Raw genomic sequence first — 18,409 nt, forward strand, 5'->3', positions numbered from 1 at the left:
TTTGCAACGATGGATTCATGCGGCAACCAGAAAATGGGCACCGCACGAAGTTTTTTGCTTCATGTAGTGCCCCAATATCGTCAATCTGTCTTATTCCACGGCGTTCAGCACGTAGAGACGCGAGTCGAAGTCCGTCGTCAGGCCGTCCTCGGGATGCGGCTCACCCGTCGTCCCGTCCGTCGTAATCAACCCGTAGTGCATCAGCTCGTCTCCGTAGCAGCGCGCACCGCTGCGGCTGTCCTCATAGAGCGTGTCCGGCAGCAGTCCCGCAAGGCGCACGCGCGCAAAGCGGTCATTCACGCGGTTCAGCGTGCGGTACCATCCGACAATCGCCGTCTTTTGATCGCCGCTCACGCACATCCACGCCATAACATTGTGCTCGAATGGGCTCTGCAGGCGGTAGAATGTACCAAACTGGAAGATCTCACGATATTCTTTCATAAAGGCGATCTCATCCTTGACCTCGGCGATCTCCTCTGCACTGAGTTTGCCTAGATCAAGCTCGTAGCCGAATATACCAAAGTACGCCGTGTTCGCACGCGTGTGGAGCGGCGTCACGCGGTTCACCTGATGGTTCGGCACGACCGAGACGTGACTGCCCATGCTGCTCAGCGGATAGCACATCGACGTGCCGTACTGGATCTTCTGCCGCTCGACGGCATCCGAGTTGTCGCTCGTCCATGCCTGCGGCGCGTAGTAGAGCATCCCGGGGTCGAAGCGGTTGCCGCCCGACGCACAGGACTCGAAGAGCACGTGCGGAAATGCCGTCGTCAGCCGCTCATAGAGATCGTACAGTCCGAGAATATAGCGGTGAAACACCTCACCCTGCCGTGCGGCAGGCAGCGCGTGCGACCAGCACTCCGTAATGCTGCGGTTCATATCCCACTTTACGTAGGAGACCTTGCCGCTCGAGAGGATCGCCGCCATCTGCTCATAGATATTATCGACGACATCCTGACGGGAGAAATCAAGCACGCACTGCGAGCGTCCGAGTGATTTTCTCCGCCCCGGGACGGAGAGCACCCAGTCGGGATGTGCGCGGTAGAGATCGGAGTCCTCATTGACCATCTCGAGCTCGACCCAAATGCCAAACTTCATGCCGCGCGCCTCGATCTTCTCCGCGAGCCCGTCAATCCCGTTCGGCAGACGGTCGGGGTTGACCGTCCAGTCACCGAGCCCCGCATGATCCGACGTGCGCGCACCGAACCAGCCGTCATCGAGCACGAAGAGCTCCACGCCGCACTTCGCCGCCACATCCGCAATCGCGAGCAGCTTCTCCTCCGTAAAGTCGAAGTAGGTCGCCTCCCAGTTGTTGATGAGGATGGGGCGTACCTTGTCGCGCCATGTGCCGCGTGCCAGCCGCCGCTGGTAGAGGCGGTGATACGTGCGGCTCATGCCGTTCAGCCCCTCGTTCGACCAGACGAGCACTGCCTCCGGCGTCTGGAACGTCTCGCCCGTAGCGAGGATCCAGTCAAAATCCGTGCTGTGAATGCCCGCCTGCAGGCGCGTCACGCCGTGGTTGTCCACCTCGGCAAGCATCTCGAAATTACCGCTGTAGACAAGGCTCACGGCGAGCACCTCGCCCTGCATCTCCGTCGTCTCGGGGCGCACGAGGGCGACGAAGGGATTGTACTGCCCCGAGGAGTGTCCGCGGCGGCTGCCAATCGCCGTAATGCCCGTGGCGAGCGCGCGCCGCTCCACGTGGCGCTCACGCGCCCACGCCCCTGTCAGCTCCAGCCACTCATAGTCCGTATCGGGCAGGTCAATCGAGAGACTCATCACCTTCTGCAGGTGCAGCATCTCCATCCCCGCATTGTGGCAGCGCATACTGCGCGCAATCGCGTTCCCCTCGGCAAAGATCGTGTAGAGGAGCTCCACGCACAGCCCCGTCGGCACATCCTCCAGTGTGATGATGAGCGTCTTTGCCTCGCTTGGCGACTCCACATAGGTGGCGGGCAGCCCCGCGAGCTTCGGCTTGCCGTCCTCCACACGCCAGTCCTTGAACTGCAGATCGAGAATGCGGCTGCCGTTCTCCTGCAGCACATTCAGCGCAGGACGGCGAAAATCCGACGAGCCGTAGGTCGGCAGCTCCTGTCGGATCGCATCGAGCGAGTAGTCGCGGCTGTCCGCAAAGACACACGTCGTCATCCCGCGATGTGCACGCTCAAAGAGATGCTCGAAACCCTCGCGATCGCGGAGTGCCGCACCGAAGTAGAGACTCCCCAGCCCGCCGTGCGGCAGCACCATAAGGATGTAGCTGACGGTGTCGTTGAAAAGGTGAAAGACCTTGCCCTGTTCATGATAGATGATATTCATGTATATCCCCCCTTCGATTGTGTGATGAAATTGCTATGCAAGGCGGCCAAACCTCTGCAGCCCCATATCTTCCTCTACGTGAACCCCCGTCGTCTCACGCTCCACCACGGTGTTTGCGCGTACGATATTCTCCGCCGTTCCTTCCTCGATCCGCTTCCGCATGAGGCGTGCCGCCTCCCGCCCAAGATCGCCCATGTGCTGATCGATGGTCGTGAGCTGCGGCGCCGTGTACCTGCTGAGCGCCGTGTTGTCATAGCCGATCACCGAGATGTCCTGCGGAACGCGCCGTCCCATACGCTGACAGGCGTTGACCGCCCCCATCGCCATGAGGTCGTTGCAGCAGAAAATCGCTGTTGGTGCAAAATCAAGCATCTGATCCATGAGGATGAACATGGTGTTCTCGACCGTCTCAATGCGATTGCCGTCGCCGATGCTGACGATATCCTCCGCATGGAACATCCCCCGCTCCTGCATAACGGCACGGTAGACGTCCTCCTTCACACGATAGGAATCGCTGTTCTCGCCTCGGACAAAGAGAATACGCTCGTGCCCGTAGCGAAATAGATGTTCGAGTGCCGCACGGGCGCCGCCGCGCTGATCGCTCGTCACATGCGATATGCCCGGAATTTCCCGCGCGCTGTTGATAAAGACCATGGGAAGCCGCGCCGCCGTCGTCTCGTAGAACTCCGTCGCTGCCGTCTCCGTGTTCGGGCTGACGACGATCACCCCTGAGACATTGCGCGTGATGAAGTCCCGCACGCACGCCTCCTCGCGCTGAGGATCGTTCTGCGCACAGGCAAGCAGCAGCGAGTAGGAACTCTGCCGCAGATGCTCCTCCACCCCGTCCAGCACCTCGGCAAAGAACATATTGTCAAAGCCCGGTACGACGACGCCGATGCTCGAGGAACGCTGCGTGTTCAGCTCACGCGCCTGAAGGTTCGGCACGTATTCCAGCTTTGCAATCGCGCGTTCCACCTTCTCGCGCGTCTTCGCGCGCACGGGATAGCTGCCGTTCACCACGCGGGAGACCGTCGCCACCGAGACGCCCGCCTCCTGTGCCACATCGATAATCGTCGCCTTCATTCCATTCCTCCCGGTGTATCTCCGATCATCATGCCGTTATGAATTCTGCTCCTATCGCGATGCGAAGATGCACACGCGCAGAATGACAGGATTACACCTGCTCCACGCTCTCAATCCAGCGATCGAACGCAGCCATCCCCTCGGGCGTCCGCTTAAAGACGCCTGCGTGAACGAGCACCTCGAGGAACACCGCACCGATCTCATCGCGCAGAATCCCATCCACATTCTCCGCCGTCACCGACGGATGTGCCGCGCGCACCTTGCGGTACCAGTCCGCATGCTTTGCGATATCCGCCCTGTCCGCAATATCTGCCGTCCCTGTGAGCAGCGCCGTACGCACGGCATCCATCTCATCGCGCAGACGCGCGGGCAGAATGGCGAGCCCGAGCACCTCAATGAGGCCGATATTCTCCTTCTTGATGTGATGCACCTCGGCGTGCGGGTGAAAGAGCCCGAGCGGATGCTCTGCCGTCGTCCGATTGTTGCGGAACACGAGATCAAACTCAAAGTCCTCGCCGCGCCGCCGCGCAATCGGGGTAATCGTATTGTGCGGCGTGCCGTCCGTCTCCGCGAGAATCTCCACCGACGCATCGCTGTAGACGCGCCATGCCGCGAGAATCTTCTCCGCGAGGTCGATGAGCGCATCCGCATCCGGTGAGGTGAGCCGCAGGGTCGACATCGGCCACTTGACGCGTCCCGCACGCACCGTCGGATAGTTCTGGAACGCGTACTCCTTCTCCGTCGCCGCACGCTCCATCGCGAACGTATAGCGTCCGCCCTGATAGTGATCGTGCGAGAGAATCGAGCCGCCCACAATCGGCAGATCGGCATTTGAGCCGGCAAAGTAATGCGGGAACAGCCGTAAGAAACACGCCAGATTCTCAAACGTATGGCGTGAAATCTGCATTGGCACATGATCGCCGTTCAGGATGATGCAGTGCTCGTTGTAGTAGGTATAGGGCGAGTACTGGAGGAACCACGGCGCTCCGCACAGATCGAGCGGAATGAGGCGGTGCGTCTCGCGCGCGGGATGGTTCGCCCGTCCTGCATAGCCCTCGTTCTCACGGCAGAGCAGACATTTCGGATAGGAGGAAGCCTTCGCTAGTTTCGCCTTTGCGATGTCGCGCGGATCCTTCTCGGGCTTCGAGAGATTGATCGTCACATCGAGGTCACCGTACTCCGTCGCCGTCTTCCACGCGATGTTCCGATCAATGCGCGTCTTGCGGATGTAGTTCGATGCGATGCTCAGACGGTAGTACCAGTCCGTTGCCTCCTGCGGCGATGCCGCATAATGCGCGCGGAACTCCCGCACGACCTCCGAGGGACGCGGCATCACACAGTCCATGATGCGCGTATCGAACAGGTCGCGCTCGTTCACCGTATTTTCGATCAAGCCGCGCGCCGCCGCATCGTCAAGCATCTCCTCGAGCACGGGCGTCGCCGTCTTGAGCGTCTCATCGACGGCGTGCGGCACATACTCCTCCACGCCGAGCACGTCGATCAGACGGTTCGCGGCATACACCTCATCGGCAGGGGCGATCAGCCCCTTTTGCTGCGCAAAATGCAGGAGGCGGCTGATGCTGCGCTGTATGTCACTCATGACAGTCCTCCCTCAGTCCCCATAGCCGTTCGGATGCTTCTCGTGCCACGTCCACGCCGTGCCGATGACCTGCTCCACGTCCGTAAACTGCGGATTCCAGCCGAGCACCGTACGTGCCTTCTCGCTCGATGCGATCAGCTGTGCCGGATCGCCCGCACGGCGTGCACCGATCTCCACCTTGATCGAGCGTCCCGTCGCCTTCTGCGCGGCGGCGATCATTTCCTTGACCGAGAACCCCTGCCCGTTGCCGAGGTTGAAGATATTGCTCTCGCCGCCCTGCCGCAGATAGTCCAGCGCACGCACATGTGCATCCGCGAGATCGACCACGTGGATGTAGTCACGCAGGCACGTTCCGTCGGGCGTCGGGTAGTCCTCGCCAAAGACCGTGATATGGTCGCGCTTTCCGAGCGGCACCTGCAGGATGAGGGGGATGAGATGCGTCTCCGTCGCATGATCCTCACCGATCGAGCCGTCGGGGAGCGCCCCCGCCGCATTGAAGTAGCGCAGGGAGACATAGCGCACACCGTTCGCACGGCTGACCCACTTCATCATCTTCTCCATCGTGAGCTTTGTCTCTCCGTACGGATTCGTCGGGTGCGTCTCGTCGTCCTCGTGAATGGGAACGCGCTTCGGCTCGCCGTAGACCGCCGCCGTCGAGGAGAAGACAATCTTGTCGATGCCATGGCGCACCATCGCCTCGAGGAGCACCTGCATCCCGTAGACATTGTTGTTGAAATAGAGCAGGGGCTTTTCGACACTCTCCCCCACGAGGGAGTTCGCCGCAAAGTGGATGACCGCCTCGATCTTGTTCTCCGTGAAAATCTTATCGAGCACCGCCGCATCGCGAATATCGCCCTCATAGAACGTGGCCGCAGGATTCAGCGCCCCACGGTGCCCCGTCTGGAGATTGTCCACGATCACGACCTGCTCGCCCTTTTCCACCAGTGCATGAACGGCATGAGAGCCGATGTATCCTGCGCCGCCGCAGACCAAAATAGCCATGTATATCCTTCCCCTTTCTTATGAGAGACGGCGTGCGCCGTCCGCGATATTTGCCACGTAGAAACTCGGCGCATAGCCGATCTTTGCCGTATAGGCATCGCCCACATTCTTCTCAAATGCGGGAATCGCCGCGTCGCGCACGATGCTGACCGTGCATCCTGCAAATCCGCCGCCCGTCATGCGCGAGCCGAGGACACCGTCCTGCTGCCATGCGAGCTCCGCGAGTGTATCGAGCTCAGGCCCCGTCACCTCGTAGTCATCGCGCAGGGAGACGTGGGACGCATTCATCAGTTCACCGAAACGCTTCACATCGTTTGCCTCGAGTGCCTTTACCGCCTCCAGCGTGCGGTTGTTCTCGTAGACGGCATGGCGTGCGCGCTGACGCTCGACGGGATTGGAGATCGCCGAGGCAATGGCATCGAACTCCGCATTCGTCAGCTCGCCGAGAGCCTTGATCGGCTTTACTTTTTGCAGAGCCTTCAGTGCCGACTCACACTGGGCGCGCCGCTCATTGTACGCCGAGGTGACGAGGCTGTGCGTCTTGTTCGTATTCGTGATGACGATGCTGCAGCCGTCGAGCGCCAGCTTGCTGTACCGATAGGAAAGCGTATTGCAGTCGAGGAGGATCGCACAGTCCTTTTTCCCCATGCCGACGGCGAACTGATCCATGATGCCGCAGTTCATGCCGACGAATTCATTCTCTGCCTTCTGCGAGAACTTCACTAGTTCCACCATATCAATGCCGAGGTTCAGCTCATCGTTCAGGATGACCGCCATCAGCACCTCGATGGAGGCCGAGGAGGAGAGCCCTGCGCCGTTCGGCAGCGTACCATAGAGGACAATGTCAAAGCCGTGCGCTGCCCGATGCCCCGCATCCTCCATCACGCGCACAACGCCGATGGGATAGTTCGCCCAGCCGTAGGCATCGCTCTTCACCGCGCCGTGCATGGGGAACTGCACCACGCCCTGCTCCGGCAGATTCATCGAGTAGAGCCGCGAGATGCCGTCCGTGCGCGGTGCAACGAGCGCATACGTCCCGAGGGAGATCGCACAGGGGAAGACGTGCCCGCCATTGTAGTCCGTGTGCTCACCGATGAGATTCACGCGTCCCGGCGAGAAATACGCATGCGTCTGTGCCGCACCAAATTTCTCCCGAAAGACTTCCTGCATTTCGTCCAATATCTTCATATCAGCGCCCTCCATTTATTATCATTTCGCCAAAGGTCGTTAGATTCCCTGCATCGTAAAGCGCAGATGCCGCGCCGTATTCGGATGCGTATACTCCGTGAGGACAGGAGCGCCCCAGCTGTCGTCGCCGCCGACGCCGCACATCCCCGCCGATGCACGCAGATAGGTGTGCGCGCTGCGCGGCAGATCGTATGCGTGACGCGCATTCTCAAGCTCGTGTGGGCTATAGGGCAGTGCCGACGCCTCCATGGGCGCTGCCCCCGTGAGGCGCAGCCCGTGTCCGCTGCGGTCACGCAGTTCGATCCAGCGCACACCGCCGTGATTGCCCGTTTCCTGCGGGCGCAGATACGGCTCAACCTCCTCTGCCGCCGTGCTCTCGTAGATGCCAAGACGCGCACCGCGATGGCGGTCGGCGTAGTTCTCCTTTGGACCATAGCCGTAGTAGCGGATGCGGTCATAGTCCGCCGCGAGCGTAAAGAGCATCGCAAAATCCGGCAGCGCGGGCATCCCGTCCGTCGGCTCGTAGTCCAGTGCGACATCCACCGCGCCCGCAGCGTCCACCGTATACGTGACCGTGCAATGGGCGGCGGGCTGTGCCGCGAGTGCATAGGTAAAGCGCACGGTAACGCGCGCGGCACGCCGCTCGCCTGTTCCCGCCTTGCCGAAATATCCGTCAATGACGGTGAGCGGCGCATCGTCCGTGCTCCACGCGATCTGCGTGCAGCGGCGGTAGAGACTCGCGAGCTTCCACTGCGCCGTATCCGCCGGCGCATGACAGCCGTAGTCGTTATCCGTCGGCGCACGCCAGAAACTCGGCTGCGGCAGTTCCTCGATCAGCTCGCGCCCGCCATAGCGGTAGGAGACGAGATTTCCCTGCGCACTCGAGAACATGAGGGAAAAGCCCGCCCCCTGCACGCCGAGGTTGATGTCGCTCACGACGATGCGCAGATCTCCGCAGGCGGCAAGCGGCACGCAGCATGGTGCGGCATCACAGCGCCCGAGAACATCAAAGAGGCGCGACGCCGCTCCTGCGGGCGGTACGACGACCGCCTGTCCAAAGGCAATCTCATGGCCGACAGGGGCCCACGGCTCCTCATACTTCAGACAGAGCGATGCCGTCAGCACATACTCCCCCGTGCCGAGATACGGCATCTTGTAGATCACCGCATCAATGAATTTAGTTTCCCCCGGCTCCACATGATGTCCTTGCTGCCGCGTCTTCCAGACCTTTCGCCCGTCGAGGAGGAGCGTCATCCGCAGCTCATAGTCATCCGCATCGGAGAAGAGGCTCTTGTTTTCGATCTCCACCCCGTTCCATGCAGGGCGCAGGGTGAAGTCCTGATAGTTATACTTCACCTCCTGCAGCTTCGCCGTCGCTCGGCGGTCGGCAAAGAAAATGCCGTTGCCGCTGAAATTGTAGTCCGACGGGCGGTCGCCAAAGTCGCCGCCGTAGAGGAACACCTCCTCCCCATCGCGTCCGCGCCGACGGATCGCCTGATCGCCGAAGTCCCAGATAAAGCCGCCCTGATAGCGCGGCTCGCGCTCTGCCAGCTCCGTGTACTTGTGCATGCCGCCGCAGCTGTTGCCCATCGCATGCGTGTACTCACACGCGATAAAGGGCTTGTCCCTGTGCTCCTTGAGGAACGCCTCGATATCCGCCGCCTTCGTATACATCTGGCTCTCCATATCGCTCGACATCGGATAGCTGCGAGCCCAGAAAATTCCCTCGTAGTGCACGAGTCGCGTGGGGTCAGCACGGCGGAAGTACTCACTCATCTCGTAGATATTGCGCCCGCCGCAGGACTCATTGCCGCACGACCAGATCAGGATGCACGGATGGTTCTTGTCGCGCTCGTACATCGACTGTGCACGGTCGAGCACGGCGGGCAGCCACTCCGCATGATCGCCCGGCAGACTGTTCGCATCCTTTTCACACGCGCCGTTCCTCATCCACGAGCCATGCGTCTCGAGATTGGTCTCGTCGATCACATAGAAGCCGTAAAGATCCGCGAGCTCATAGAGGCGGCTGCTGTTCGGGTAATGTGACGTGCGGATCGCGTTGACATTGGCACGCTTCAGCGCGATGAGATCCTGCTCAAAGAGCGCAGGATCCATCGCCCGCCCATGGTCGCAGTCGAACTCGTGACGGTTGACACCCTTGAACACAATGCGCTTCCCGTTGATCTGCATCAGTCCGTCGCGCAGGCAGAACGCACGGAAGCCAACGCGTATGCGCACGACCTCCTGCAGCGTCCCCGCCGCGTCGCGCACACGAATCAGAAGATGATAGAGGAAAGGATACTCTGCGCTCCACAGGTGCACAGCGAAGGGCTCCCCCGAAATCGTATGCGTCTTTGCGGAGATGCTCGCCTCATCCTCCCATATACAGTCCCCATCCTCATCGCAGAGCAGGATCTCGACCTCCTTCTCTGCCGCATCGCCGAACGTGAGATGCACATCAAGCTGTCCGTCCGTGTATCCGTCCCGTTCCATCGGCACTGCACGGACAGCGACATCCTCGATGTGGTGCTGCGGCTTTGTATAGAGCGTGACATCACGGTAGATCCCCGAGAACCGCCAGAAGTCCTGATCCTCCAGCCAGCTCGCGCTCGCATAGCGGAACACCATCGCCGCCAGCTTATTTTCGCCTGACACGAGATACGGCGTCAGATCAAAGTCCGACGGCGTGCAGCTGTCCTCGCTGTAGCCGACAAAATGCCCGTTGAGATAAAGGGCGAGTGCCGCATCGACGCCGGCAAAGGAGATGAACACATTGTCCCAGCCCTCGGGTACGGCGAAGTACTTCACATAGCAGCCGACGGGGTTCTCCCGCGTCGGAATCTCCCCCGGCACAATGCTCTCGTGCCCGTCCCACGGATACGTCGTATTCGTATAGTGCGGGACGCCATGCCCCTCCATCTGGATGTGCGCGGGCACATGGATCGTCTCCCAGTCATGGCAGTCATAGTCCGCCGCCGTAAAGCCCTGTGGGATAGCGTCGATGTTCCGCGCATAGGCGAACTGCCAGACACCGCCAAGCGTATGCTCAAAGGACGATATGCCGCGCGCGAGCTCTGTCTCATCGCGGTAAAAACGATGATCGCTGTGGGCGGGCAGACGATTCTCCGCGAAATAACGCGGGTCACTCAGTTTGCTGAAATCAAAGCTCATCAGAAACCTCCATTTGGCAAAGAAAGCGGTCGCAAACGACCGCTTCCTATCCTGTCACTGATTCATCTCATGCCACTTGTCTTCGAGCTCCTCGACAATGCGTGCGTGCTCCGCCTCCGTCAGCGTCACCTTTGCGCGGTAGATGACCGCACCGATCAGGATGAGTGCAAAGGGCGCCGCAAACATCACGAGTTTGAAGTTGAAAAGGTTCTCCGGCGTAATCGTCGCCGCCGTCGCGCCGCTCGTCATGCCGACCCAGATCGCCGTGATGCCGATGAGACCGCCCGTGACGGCACCCGCGAGTTTATCCACCAACGGACGCACGCAGAGGACAAGTGCTTCGTCACGATGTCCGAGTTTCAGCTGGCCGTATTCCACCGTATCTGTGATTGTCATGAGCACGACGAGGAAGATCAGCGGCTGCGGGAGGGCGAAGAGGCCGGCCGCAAAGAGCGTCATGATGACGCTCGTCCCCGCAAGCGCATAGAGGATGATGCCGACCAGCATCACCGAAACCGAGCCGAAGAAAAGCCGCCGACGGCTGAACTTCATCGTGAGCGTCGGGAAGAGTGCCACGGCGAGCAGCCCGATGATGACATTGATCACGCCGAGGAACGAGAACTGCTTCGCGTCGCCGAGCACATAGATGAAATAGTAGAGGTTGAAATTGTTGACGAGGTTCTGCCCAAGGCCAAACACGAGGTAGGCTATCGCCACCCAAAGAAGCTGATCGTTCTTCAGCAGGATGGAGAACACATCCTTGAACGACGTCTCCGTCTTGTTCTCACGCAGGGCGGAGGTCTCCTCCTTTGTCCCGAGGCCGAGGATCACCGCGCCGAGCGTTGCAATGCCGCCGCCGATCACGGCAAAGGCGAACCAGCCCGTCCCATCGCCTGCACCGCCGTTTTCATTCAGCGAGAAGTAGAGGACGACGGGCATGACAATCGCCGTAATCATCTGCGCGCCGAAGACCGAGCCGATACGTGCATACGTCGCCGTGATCTCGCGCTCATGCGAGTCGAACGAGAGCGCGGGGATCATCGACCAGATCGCAACATCCTTTGCCGAGTAGAACACGTCCATAATGAGATAGATGAGAGCAAAGAGCACGAGGTAGAGCATCGGGTTCGACACCGTCAGGCCGCCCATATCCGTGAAGAGAATCGCGAGCGAGATCGCCGCAACGAATGCACCGACGAGCACCCACGGCTTGAACTTGCCCCAGCGCGTCTTGGTCTTATCAATCGTATTGCCGATAAAGGGATCAATGAACAGCTCGACGATACGCAGAACGAGGATGATCGTCGTCACAATACCGATCATATAGGCATCGTGCTCATGGTTGTCGGAGTGGAACAGATTGCTCGTGACGAAAATCATGAAGTACGTCGCCAGCATCATGTAGAACACATCGTGCCCGAACGTACCGCAGGCATAGGCGATGCGTGACCAGAACTTGCTCTTCGGAGATGCCATAAGAGTTCCTCCTTACCCCTTTACCGCATGCATATAGGCGATGATGCCGTCCGCGATCTGCGCAAGCGGTGCACGCCCCGTCTTGACCACGAGATCGTAGTTCGCGCCGTCGCCCCACTTGCGCCCCGTGTAGTAGTCGTAGTAGCGCGCGCGCTTCTCGTTCTCGCGGTTCAGCTCCTTCAGCGACTTCCCCTCGTAGACCGTCCGTCCGCGCTCCTCACGGAACTCATCATCTGCGCAGACGAAGATCGAAAAAACATCGTCGCGCTTGCGCAGTGCATAGTCCGCACAGCGGCCGAGGAAAATGCACGGGCCGTCATCTGCGAGCTTGCGCACGACATTCGACTCTGCCATGAACATCCCCTGACTCGACTCCCCCATCGCCATGCCAAAGGAATGAAACGGAATGAAGCGTGACGAGAGCGGTTTCACCGTATTCTCGAGCTCCAAGAGATCCCTCTCGTTCAGATCGTTGATCCCGAGCTTTGCCGCCGCCATGTGCACGATCTGACGATCGTAGAGATGCACGCCGAGTTTCTCCGCAAGAATCTCAGCGAGCTCACGGCCGCCGCAGCCATACTGACGGCCGACCGTGATGATGAACTTCTTCTCCTCCATGCAGTTCCCTCCTTTAAATGGATGCAGCATCGTTATGCGCGCGATGTCGCTCCTTCCAAAACCGCTATAGTAAACGTTTACATTTACGGTTTTTATTATACGATATGTTTTTCAAAAATGCAAACGTTTTCTTTTTGAAATCGCGAAAAAATGATTACGTTTCCACACAAAAATAACGCACGAGAATCGCGTTCCCGTGCGCTGTTTGTGTGTGCTGTCTTTGTCTATTACCCGACTGCTGTCTCAAGGGCAATCTTGATCATATCGTTGAACGTCGTCTGCCGTTCCCCCGCCGTGCACTTCTCGCCCGTCAGCAGATGATCGCTCACGGTAAAGAGTGCGAGTGCCTGCCGCCCGTACTTTGCCGCAAGGGTGTAAAGTGCCGCCGCCTCCATCTCCACAGCGAGCACACCATAGGCGCGGAGTTTGTTGTTGTCGATCTCCTCATCGTAGAAGCGGTCAACGGAGATCACATTGCCGACGCGCACGGGGAGATTCATGCGCTTTGCATTCTCCACGGCGGCAGAGAGAAGTTCGTAGTCCGCGAGCGGCGCATAGTTGATCGAACTGCCGAAGATGCTGCGGATCATGCCCGAGTCCGTCGTCGCGCCCTGTGCGATGAACACGTCGCGCAGCTTGACCTTCTCATGCATTCCGCCGCATGTGCCGACGCGGATGAGCTTCTGCACGCCGTAGCAGTCCATCAGCTCATTCACATAGATCGAGATCGACGGCATCCCCATTCCTGTCCCCTGCACGGAGACGGGTACGCCATGATATGTCCCCGTATACCCGAGGATATTACGGATGGACGTGTACTCCTTCGCCCCATCGAGAAAATGTTCCGCGATGTACTTCGCACGCAGCGGATCACCCGGCAGCAGGATGCGCTCCGCGACCTCTCCCTTTTCGGCAGCAATATGCAGTGAACTCATTATCGTTCTCCTTCCTTAGTCCTCATCATCTGCGGCAAGCTCTGCCTTCTCCTTGATCCTTGGATCAACACGCGCATGCAGATTCGCCGATTTTGCGAGCATATACCATCCTCCTCCTGCTAGGCTTTCATTATATGATGATGTCAGGGCAAACGCAATAAAGGAAGCACTGATAAATTCAGCACCGTCATCTTAGCGCATCTTTTTTGCCCGCTTTTTGTCGGCAAATCCTCCACATAGCTTTGGCTATGCGTCCGGTTTGCCTCCTCAATCGGACGAAAAAATCTACGCCAATCTGACGGACTTCATTTTATCAGCGATTCCTAAATGGAATGTAAAAAGTCTCGAACACCACAGGAATCGGTGTCCGAGACTCTTACATACACTCAGCGAATGTGCATCCGCTGTGCCTGCTCGCGCAGACGCGCGATGCGTTCCGCCGTCGCAGGATGCGTCGAGAACAGGCTCTTGAACGAGAAGTCATGTCCCGAGAACGGATTGATGATGCACATGTGTGCCGTCTCCGGCGTTGCCTCCGGGAGAGGCGCGCCGTGCACGGCATAGTACTCGATCTTTTCGAGTGCCGATGCGAGGTAGTTCGGGTTGCCGCAGATCTCTGCGCCGCCCTCATCCGCGCTGTACTCACGCGAGCGCGAGATCGCCATCTGGATGAGAGCTGCTGCGATCGGCGCAATAATCGCCGTTGCGATCATTCCGATGATGCCGCCGCGGTCGTCGTCGCTCGAGCGTCCGCCGCCGAAGATCGCCGCAAACTGGGCGATGTTCGCCGCGTATGAGATCACGGTCGCCATCGTCGCGGCGATGGTCGAGATGAGGATGTCGCGATGCTTGACGTGTGCCAGCTCATGCCCGAGCACGCCCGAGATCTCGTTGTAGTCGAGGACGCGCATCAACCCCGTCGTAACGGCGACAGCCGCATGGGACGGATTGCGCCCCGTCGCAAATGCGTTCGGCGCGTCCTCATTGATGATGCAGACGCGCGGCATCGGAAGCCCCGCGTTCCCCGCGAGCTTCTCGACCAGACCGTAGAGCTCCGGCGCATCCGTACGGTCGATCTCCCGTGCATTGTACATGCGCAGCACCATGCTGTCGGAGAACCAGTACGAGAAGAAGTTCATCCCTAACGCAATGATGAGCATGATGGTCATGCCTGTATGTCCGCCGAATACGCCGCCAAGAGCGACCATCAGCGCCATCAGGAGCGCCATGAGCATTGTTGTTTTCAGTGTGTTCATAGCTTCATTTCTCCTTTATCTGTCAAATCTTTGTCCTTTTGACTATATCATACAGTGCATTTATGGAAAAAGGCTGAAATCCTTGCAGGGAATCGCTGATAAAAGGATACGTCAACGCCGATCGTGCTGAATTTATCCGTGCTTCCCTTAAATTGCCTCGAAATTGACCAGCTTCGCATCAAAGATGCCCTCGACAGCGAGCACGCGCGCGAGCACATCATCGGAGATGTCGTGATCGATGGTGAGTACCATGATGTTCATGCCCTTGCGATCGGACTTTCCCACCTGCATAGAGGAGATGTTGATGCCTGCCGCGCCCATGATCGAGCCAATCGTGCCGATGACACCGGGGCGGTTGATGTGCGGGCAGATGAGAATGCGTGCGTGCGGGTCAACGTCGACACGGAAGCGGTTGATGCGAACGATGCGCCCCTCCTCGCCGAAGAGCGCGCCCTGCACCTCGGAAGTGCCGCCCGATGCCGTCACGCGCACGGTGATGAGCGTCGAGTAGTGCGACGTCTCCTTCTCGCGAATCTCAGATACCTTGATGCCGCGCGACTTCGCCACACTCGGTGCGTTGACGTAGTTGATCTCGCTCTCGAGGATGGGGTTGAGCATCCCCTTGAGAATGGCCGTCGTGAGGAAGCTCGTATTGACCTCAGTGATCTCGCCGTTGTAGACGACCTCGACCTGCGAGATGGGTCCCTCGGCGAGAGAGCACGCTGTACACCCGAGCTGTTCGGCGAGCGCGATGTAGGGGCGGATCACACGCATGACTTCCTTTGAGACAGGCGCCATGTTGACCGCCGCGAGCACCGGCTCACCGCGCAGTGCGGCACAGATGCCCTTTGCCACGTCCACTGAGACGCCGATCTGTGCCTCCACCGTGGACGCGCCGAGGTGCGGCGTGAGGACGATGCCGGGCACGCTGCGCAGAGGGCTGTCCTCCGCGAGCGGCTCACTCTCAAACACGTCGATCGCCGCCCCCGCGACAATTCCCTCGCGCACGGCCTCGGCGAGATCGTGCTCGTTGATGATGCCGCCGCGCGCGCAGTTCACGAGGCGGACGCCCTGCTTCATCCGCCGCATCTGCGCCATGGAGATCATGCCGCGCGTCTCCTTCGTGAGCGGCATGTGCACCGTGATGAAGTCCGCCTGCTCGATGATGTCATCGAGCGTCCCGACGGTCACGCCGAGTGCCTTTGCCCGCTCCTCGTTGATGTAGGGATCATAGGCGATCACATTCATGTCAAAGGCAAGGGCGCGCTTTGCGACGCCGCCGCCGATGCGCCCCATGCCGATGACACCGAGTGTCTTGCCGCGCAGCTCAACGCCGACGTATGCCTTGCGGTTCCACTGCCCCGCGTGCATGGTCGCATCCGCTGTCGGGATGTTGCGCGCCATGGCAAGCATCATCGCAACTGTATGCTCCGTCGCGGCAATCGTATTGCCGCCCGGCGAGTTGATGACGATGATGCCGCGCTCCGTCGCCGCCTTTACGTCAATGTTGTCCACACCGACGCCGGCGCGCCCGATGATCTTCAGTTTCCCCGCGCGTTCCAGGACGTCCGCCGTTACCTTCGACGCCGAGCGTACCATCAGCGCGTCATAGTCTCCGATCACATCCAGCAGTTCCTCATGCGAGATCTTATCGCGCACATCGACCTCATAGTCCGTCAAAAGACCGATTCCCTCAGGTGAAATCCCATCCGCAGCCAAAATCTTCATCCGTATGCCCTCCCCCATCCTATCATACACAGTAACGCCCCTATTATAGACAAAAGAAGAAAACAGGTCAAATCTTTCCGACAGACGACCGTACTCCTTCACATATACATAATACATATCGTATTATTCTGAGAGAAATTATCAAAGAGTATGGGATATTTTTATTTCTCGTTGACAATGTTCGACGCGTGACGATATACTAATTTTCATCTGGTAAGACAGGAAAACCTTCTATGATATTTCTTGTGGAAAGAGGCACACATGACATTATCCGCTCTCGTGCGCCGCTGCGCACAGTTTATTCCCGTATTCTTCGGCATCACCGTGCTCTCCTTCACGCTGATTCACCTCGCGCCGAGCGACCCCGTCAGCGTGCGCCTCTCGCTGGGGGGCATCGCCGTCGATCCCGTGACGGCGGCACAGATGCGCACGGAGATGGGGCTCGACCGTCCGCTGCCCATCCAGTACGGCGACTGGCTCATGCGTTTTCTTCACGGAGACATGGGGATATCCTACCGCAGTGGCCGCCCCGTTTCCGCTCTGCTCCTGCAGGCGCTCCCCTACACGCTCGCCATAGCGGCCAGTGCGATACTGCTCACCCTTCTCATCTCTCTGCCGCTTGGCATCGCCATGGCAGCATATCGAAACAGTGCTCTAGACTGCACCGTCCGTTTCCTCACCTTCATCGGAAATGCCGTACCGAGCTTTATCGTCGGCATCCTCCTCATGTTTCTGTTCTCCTATCAGCTTGGATGGATCCCTGTGCTCGCCGGCAATTCCCCCATCGGCATGGTGCTGCCGACGGCGGTGCTCGCACTCATCATGTCGGCGCGTTACATTCGGCAGATCCGCGCGGCGACCCTCGACGAGCTCGCCAAGGACTACATCATTGGTCTGCGCGCGCGCGGGATAACCGAATGCCGCATCCTATTTGGAAATGTCCTCAAAAATATCATGGGCGTCGTCGTCACACTGACCGCCATCTCCGTTGGCTCTCTGCTCGGCGGCGTGGTCATCATCGAGACACTCTTCAGCCGCCCCGGCGTCGGCAGTCTCCTCATGACGGCGATCAGCAGCCGTGACTACCCCGTCATCCAGGCGGCCGTCGTCTGGATGGTACTCGCCTACTTCGTCGTCAACCTGCTCGCCGATCTCTCCTATCGCCGTTTCAACCCGAGGGTCAGGGGATGTTGAGGAAGGCCATGCTTGCCGCGCATAAAGCCCCGCTTCTCCTGCGTCTCCTCGCGGTCGCATCGATACTCATCCTCGTCGTCAGTCTTTTTGCAGCACAGCTCGCACCATACGATCCATACGCCACCGATCCGCAGGTGATCCTGCAACCGCCGTCCGCCGCACATCCCTGCGGAACGGATGGCTATGGCCGAGATCTCCTCTCGCGCATCCTCTTCGGTGCAAAGACATCCATCTGCGCCGCCCTGCTCATCATCCTCATCGCAGCCACGGGCGGCAGTCTCATCGGGCTCCTCGCAGGATTCTTCCGCGGGCGCACGGATGCCCTGCTCATGCGCATCGTGGATATTGTGCAGGCATTTCCGAGCCTCATCCTCGCAATCGCCGTCGCGGGCATCCTCGGGGGCGGACTGATGAACGCCATCCTCGCCCTCATGCTGACAACATGGACGCAGTACGCACGCCTCGCGCGCAGCATGACGCTGGCAGCAGCAGAAGAGACATACGTACAGGCGGCATGGCTCTCGGGGTGCAGCAGGATGCGCATTCTATTCGTGCACATCCTGCCGAACATCGCGGGGACGCTCATCACCACTGCCGTCATGCACATCAGTACGATGATGATGGGGCTTGCCGCGCTCTCCTACCTCGGGATCGGCGTCAAAATTCCCGATGCCGAGTGGGGCGCCATGATCAGTGAGGGACAAAAATATCTGCGGCAGGCACCGTGGGCAGCACTTGCACCGAGCATCGTCATGATCTCCGTCATGATGGTATTCAATTTCTTCGGTGATGCCCTGCGCGACCATCTCGACCCAAAGATGCGAAAACTATGATTTTCCCAC

Annotated in this window: 13 protein-coding genes; 2 read left to right on the forward strand and 11 right to left on the reverse strand. The window is 59.4% G+C overall.

Features of this window, described 5'->3' with window-relative positions:
* Positions 1-90: 90 nt before the first annotated feature.
* The 11 genes from HMPREF0908_RS03095 to serA form a co-directional block, all read right to left on the reverse strand.
* A complete protein-coding gene (locus HMPREF0908_RS03095; RefSeq protein ID WP_006689978.1) occupies positions 91-2,316 on the reverse strand; it encodes an alpha-galactosidase in 2,226 nt (741 codons plus the stop codon).
* A gap of 33 nt (positions 2,317-2,349) precedes the next feature.
* Positions 2,350-3,399 (reverse strand): LacI family DNA-binding transcriptional regulator, encoded by a 1,050-nt coding sequence (locus HMPREF0908_RS03100; protein WP_006689979.1) that lies wholly within the window; start codon positions 3,397-3,399, stop codon positions 2,350-2,352.
* Between the two features lie 91 nt (positions 3,400-3,490).
* Complete coding sequence (gene galT / locus HMPREF0908_RS03105; protein WP_006689980.1) at positions 3,491-4,999, reverse strand: UDP-glucose--hexose-1-phosphate uridylyltransferase; 1,509 nt, start codon at positions 4,997-4,999, stop codon at positions 3,491-3,493.
* Positions 5,000-5,011: 12 nt separating this feature from the next.
* Positions 5,012-6,001, reverse strand: a complete 990-nt coding sequence (galE, locus tag HMPREF0908_RS03110; RefSeq protein WP_006689981.1) for a UDP-glucose 4-epimerase GalE — start codon at positions 5,999-6,001, stop codon at positions 5,012-5,014.
* Positions 6,002-6,019: 18 nt separating this feature from the next.
* The gene (locus HMPREF0908_RS03115; RefSeq protein WP_040572372.1) at positions 6,020-7,189 is read right to left on the reverse strand and encodes a galactokinase; all 1,170 of its coding nucleotides are present in this window, start codon (positions 7,187-7,189) and stop codon (positions 6,020-6,022) included.
* A gap of 39 nt (positions 7,190-7,228) precedes the next feature.
* A complete protein-coding gene (gene lacZ / locus HMPREF0908_RS03120; RefSeq protein ID WP_006689983.1) occupies positions 7,229-10,360 on the reverse strand; it encodes a beta-galactosidase, LacZ type in 3,132 nt (1,043 codons plus the stop codon).
* Between the two features lie 54 nt (positions 10,361-10,414).
* On the reverse strand, positions 10,415-11,836 hold the full coding sequence (locus HMPREF0908_RS03125; RefSeq protein ID WP_006689984.1) for a glycoside-pentoside-hexuronide (GPH):cation symporter: 1,422 nt from the start codon (positions 11,834-11,836) through the stop codon (positions 10,415-10,417).
* A gap of 12 nt (positions 11,837-11,848) precedes the next feature.
* Positions 11,849-12,454, reverse strand: coding sequence for a cytidylate kinase-like family protein (locus HMPREF0908_RS03130; protein WP_006689985.1), 606 nt, complete (start codon positions 12,452-12,454; stop codon positions 11,849-11,851).
* Between the two features lie 227 nt (positions 12,455-12,681).
* Positions 12,682-13,389 (reverse strand): purine-nucleoside phosphorylase, encoded by a 708-nt coding sequence (gene deoD, locus HMPREF0908_RS03135; RefSeq protein ID WP_006689986.1) that lies wholly within the window; start codon positions 13,387-13,389, stop codon positions 12,682-12,684.
* Between the two features lie 386 nt (positions 13,390-13,775).
* Positions 13,776-14,645, reverse strand: coding sequence for a zinc metalloprotease HtpX (gene htpX / locus HMPREF0908_RS03140; protein ID WP_006689987.1), 870 nt, complete (start codon positions 14,643-14,645; stop codon positions 13,776-13,778).
* A 147-nt stretch (positions 14,646-14,792) separates the two neighbouring features.
* Positions 14,793-16,373: a phosphoglycerate dehydrogenase gene (gene serA, locus HMPREF0908_RS03145; protein ID WP_040572373.1), complete on the reverse strand. Its 1,581-nt coding sequence runs from the start codon at positions 16,371-16,373 to the stop codon at positions 14,793-14,795.
* Between the two features lie 261 nt (positions 16,374-16,634).
* Here serA and HMPREF0908_RS03150 point away from each other — a divergent pair, with 261 nt between their 5' ends.
* Positions 16,635-17,567 (forward strand): ABC transporter permease, encoded by a 933-nt coding sequence (locus HMPREF0908_RS03150; RefSeq protein ID WP_006689989.1) that lies wholly within the window; start codon positions 16,635-16,637, stop codon positions 17,565-17,567.
* Positions 17,561-18,400, forward strand: a complete 840-nt coding sequence (locus HMPREF0908_RS03155; protein WP_006689990.1) for an ABC transporter permease — start codon at positions 17,561-17,563, stop codon at positions 18,398-18,400. Before HMPREF0908_RS03150 ends, HMPREF0908_RS03155 begins: the two co-directional genes overlap by 7 nt.
* The last annotated feature ends 9 nt before the right edge of the window (positions 18,401-18,409 follow it).

Origin of the sequence: Centipeda flueggei ATCC 43531 (assembly GCF_000160695.1) — a bacterium.
Classification (GTDB): Bacteria; Bacillota; Negativicutes; order Selenomonadales; family Selenomonadaceae; genus Centipeda; species Centipeda flueggei.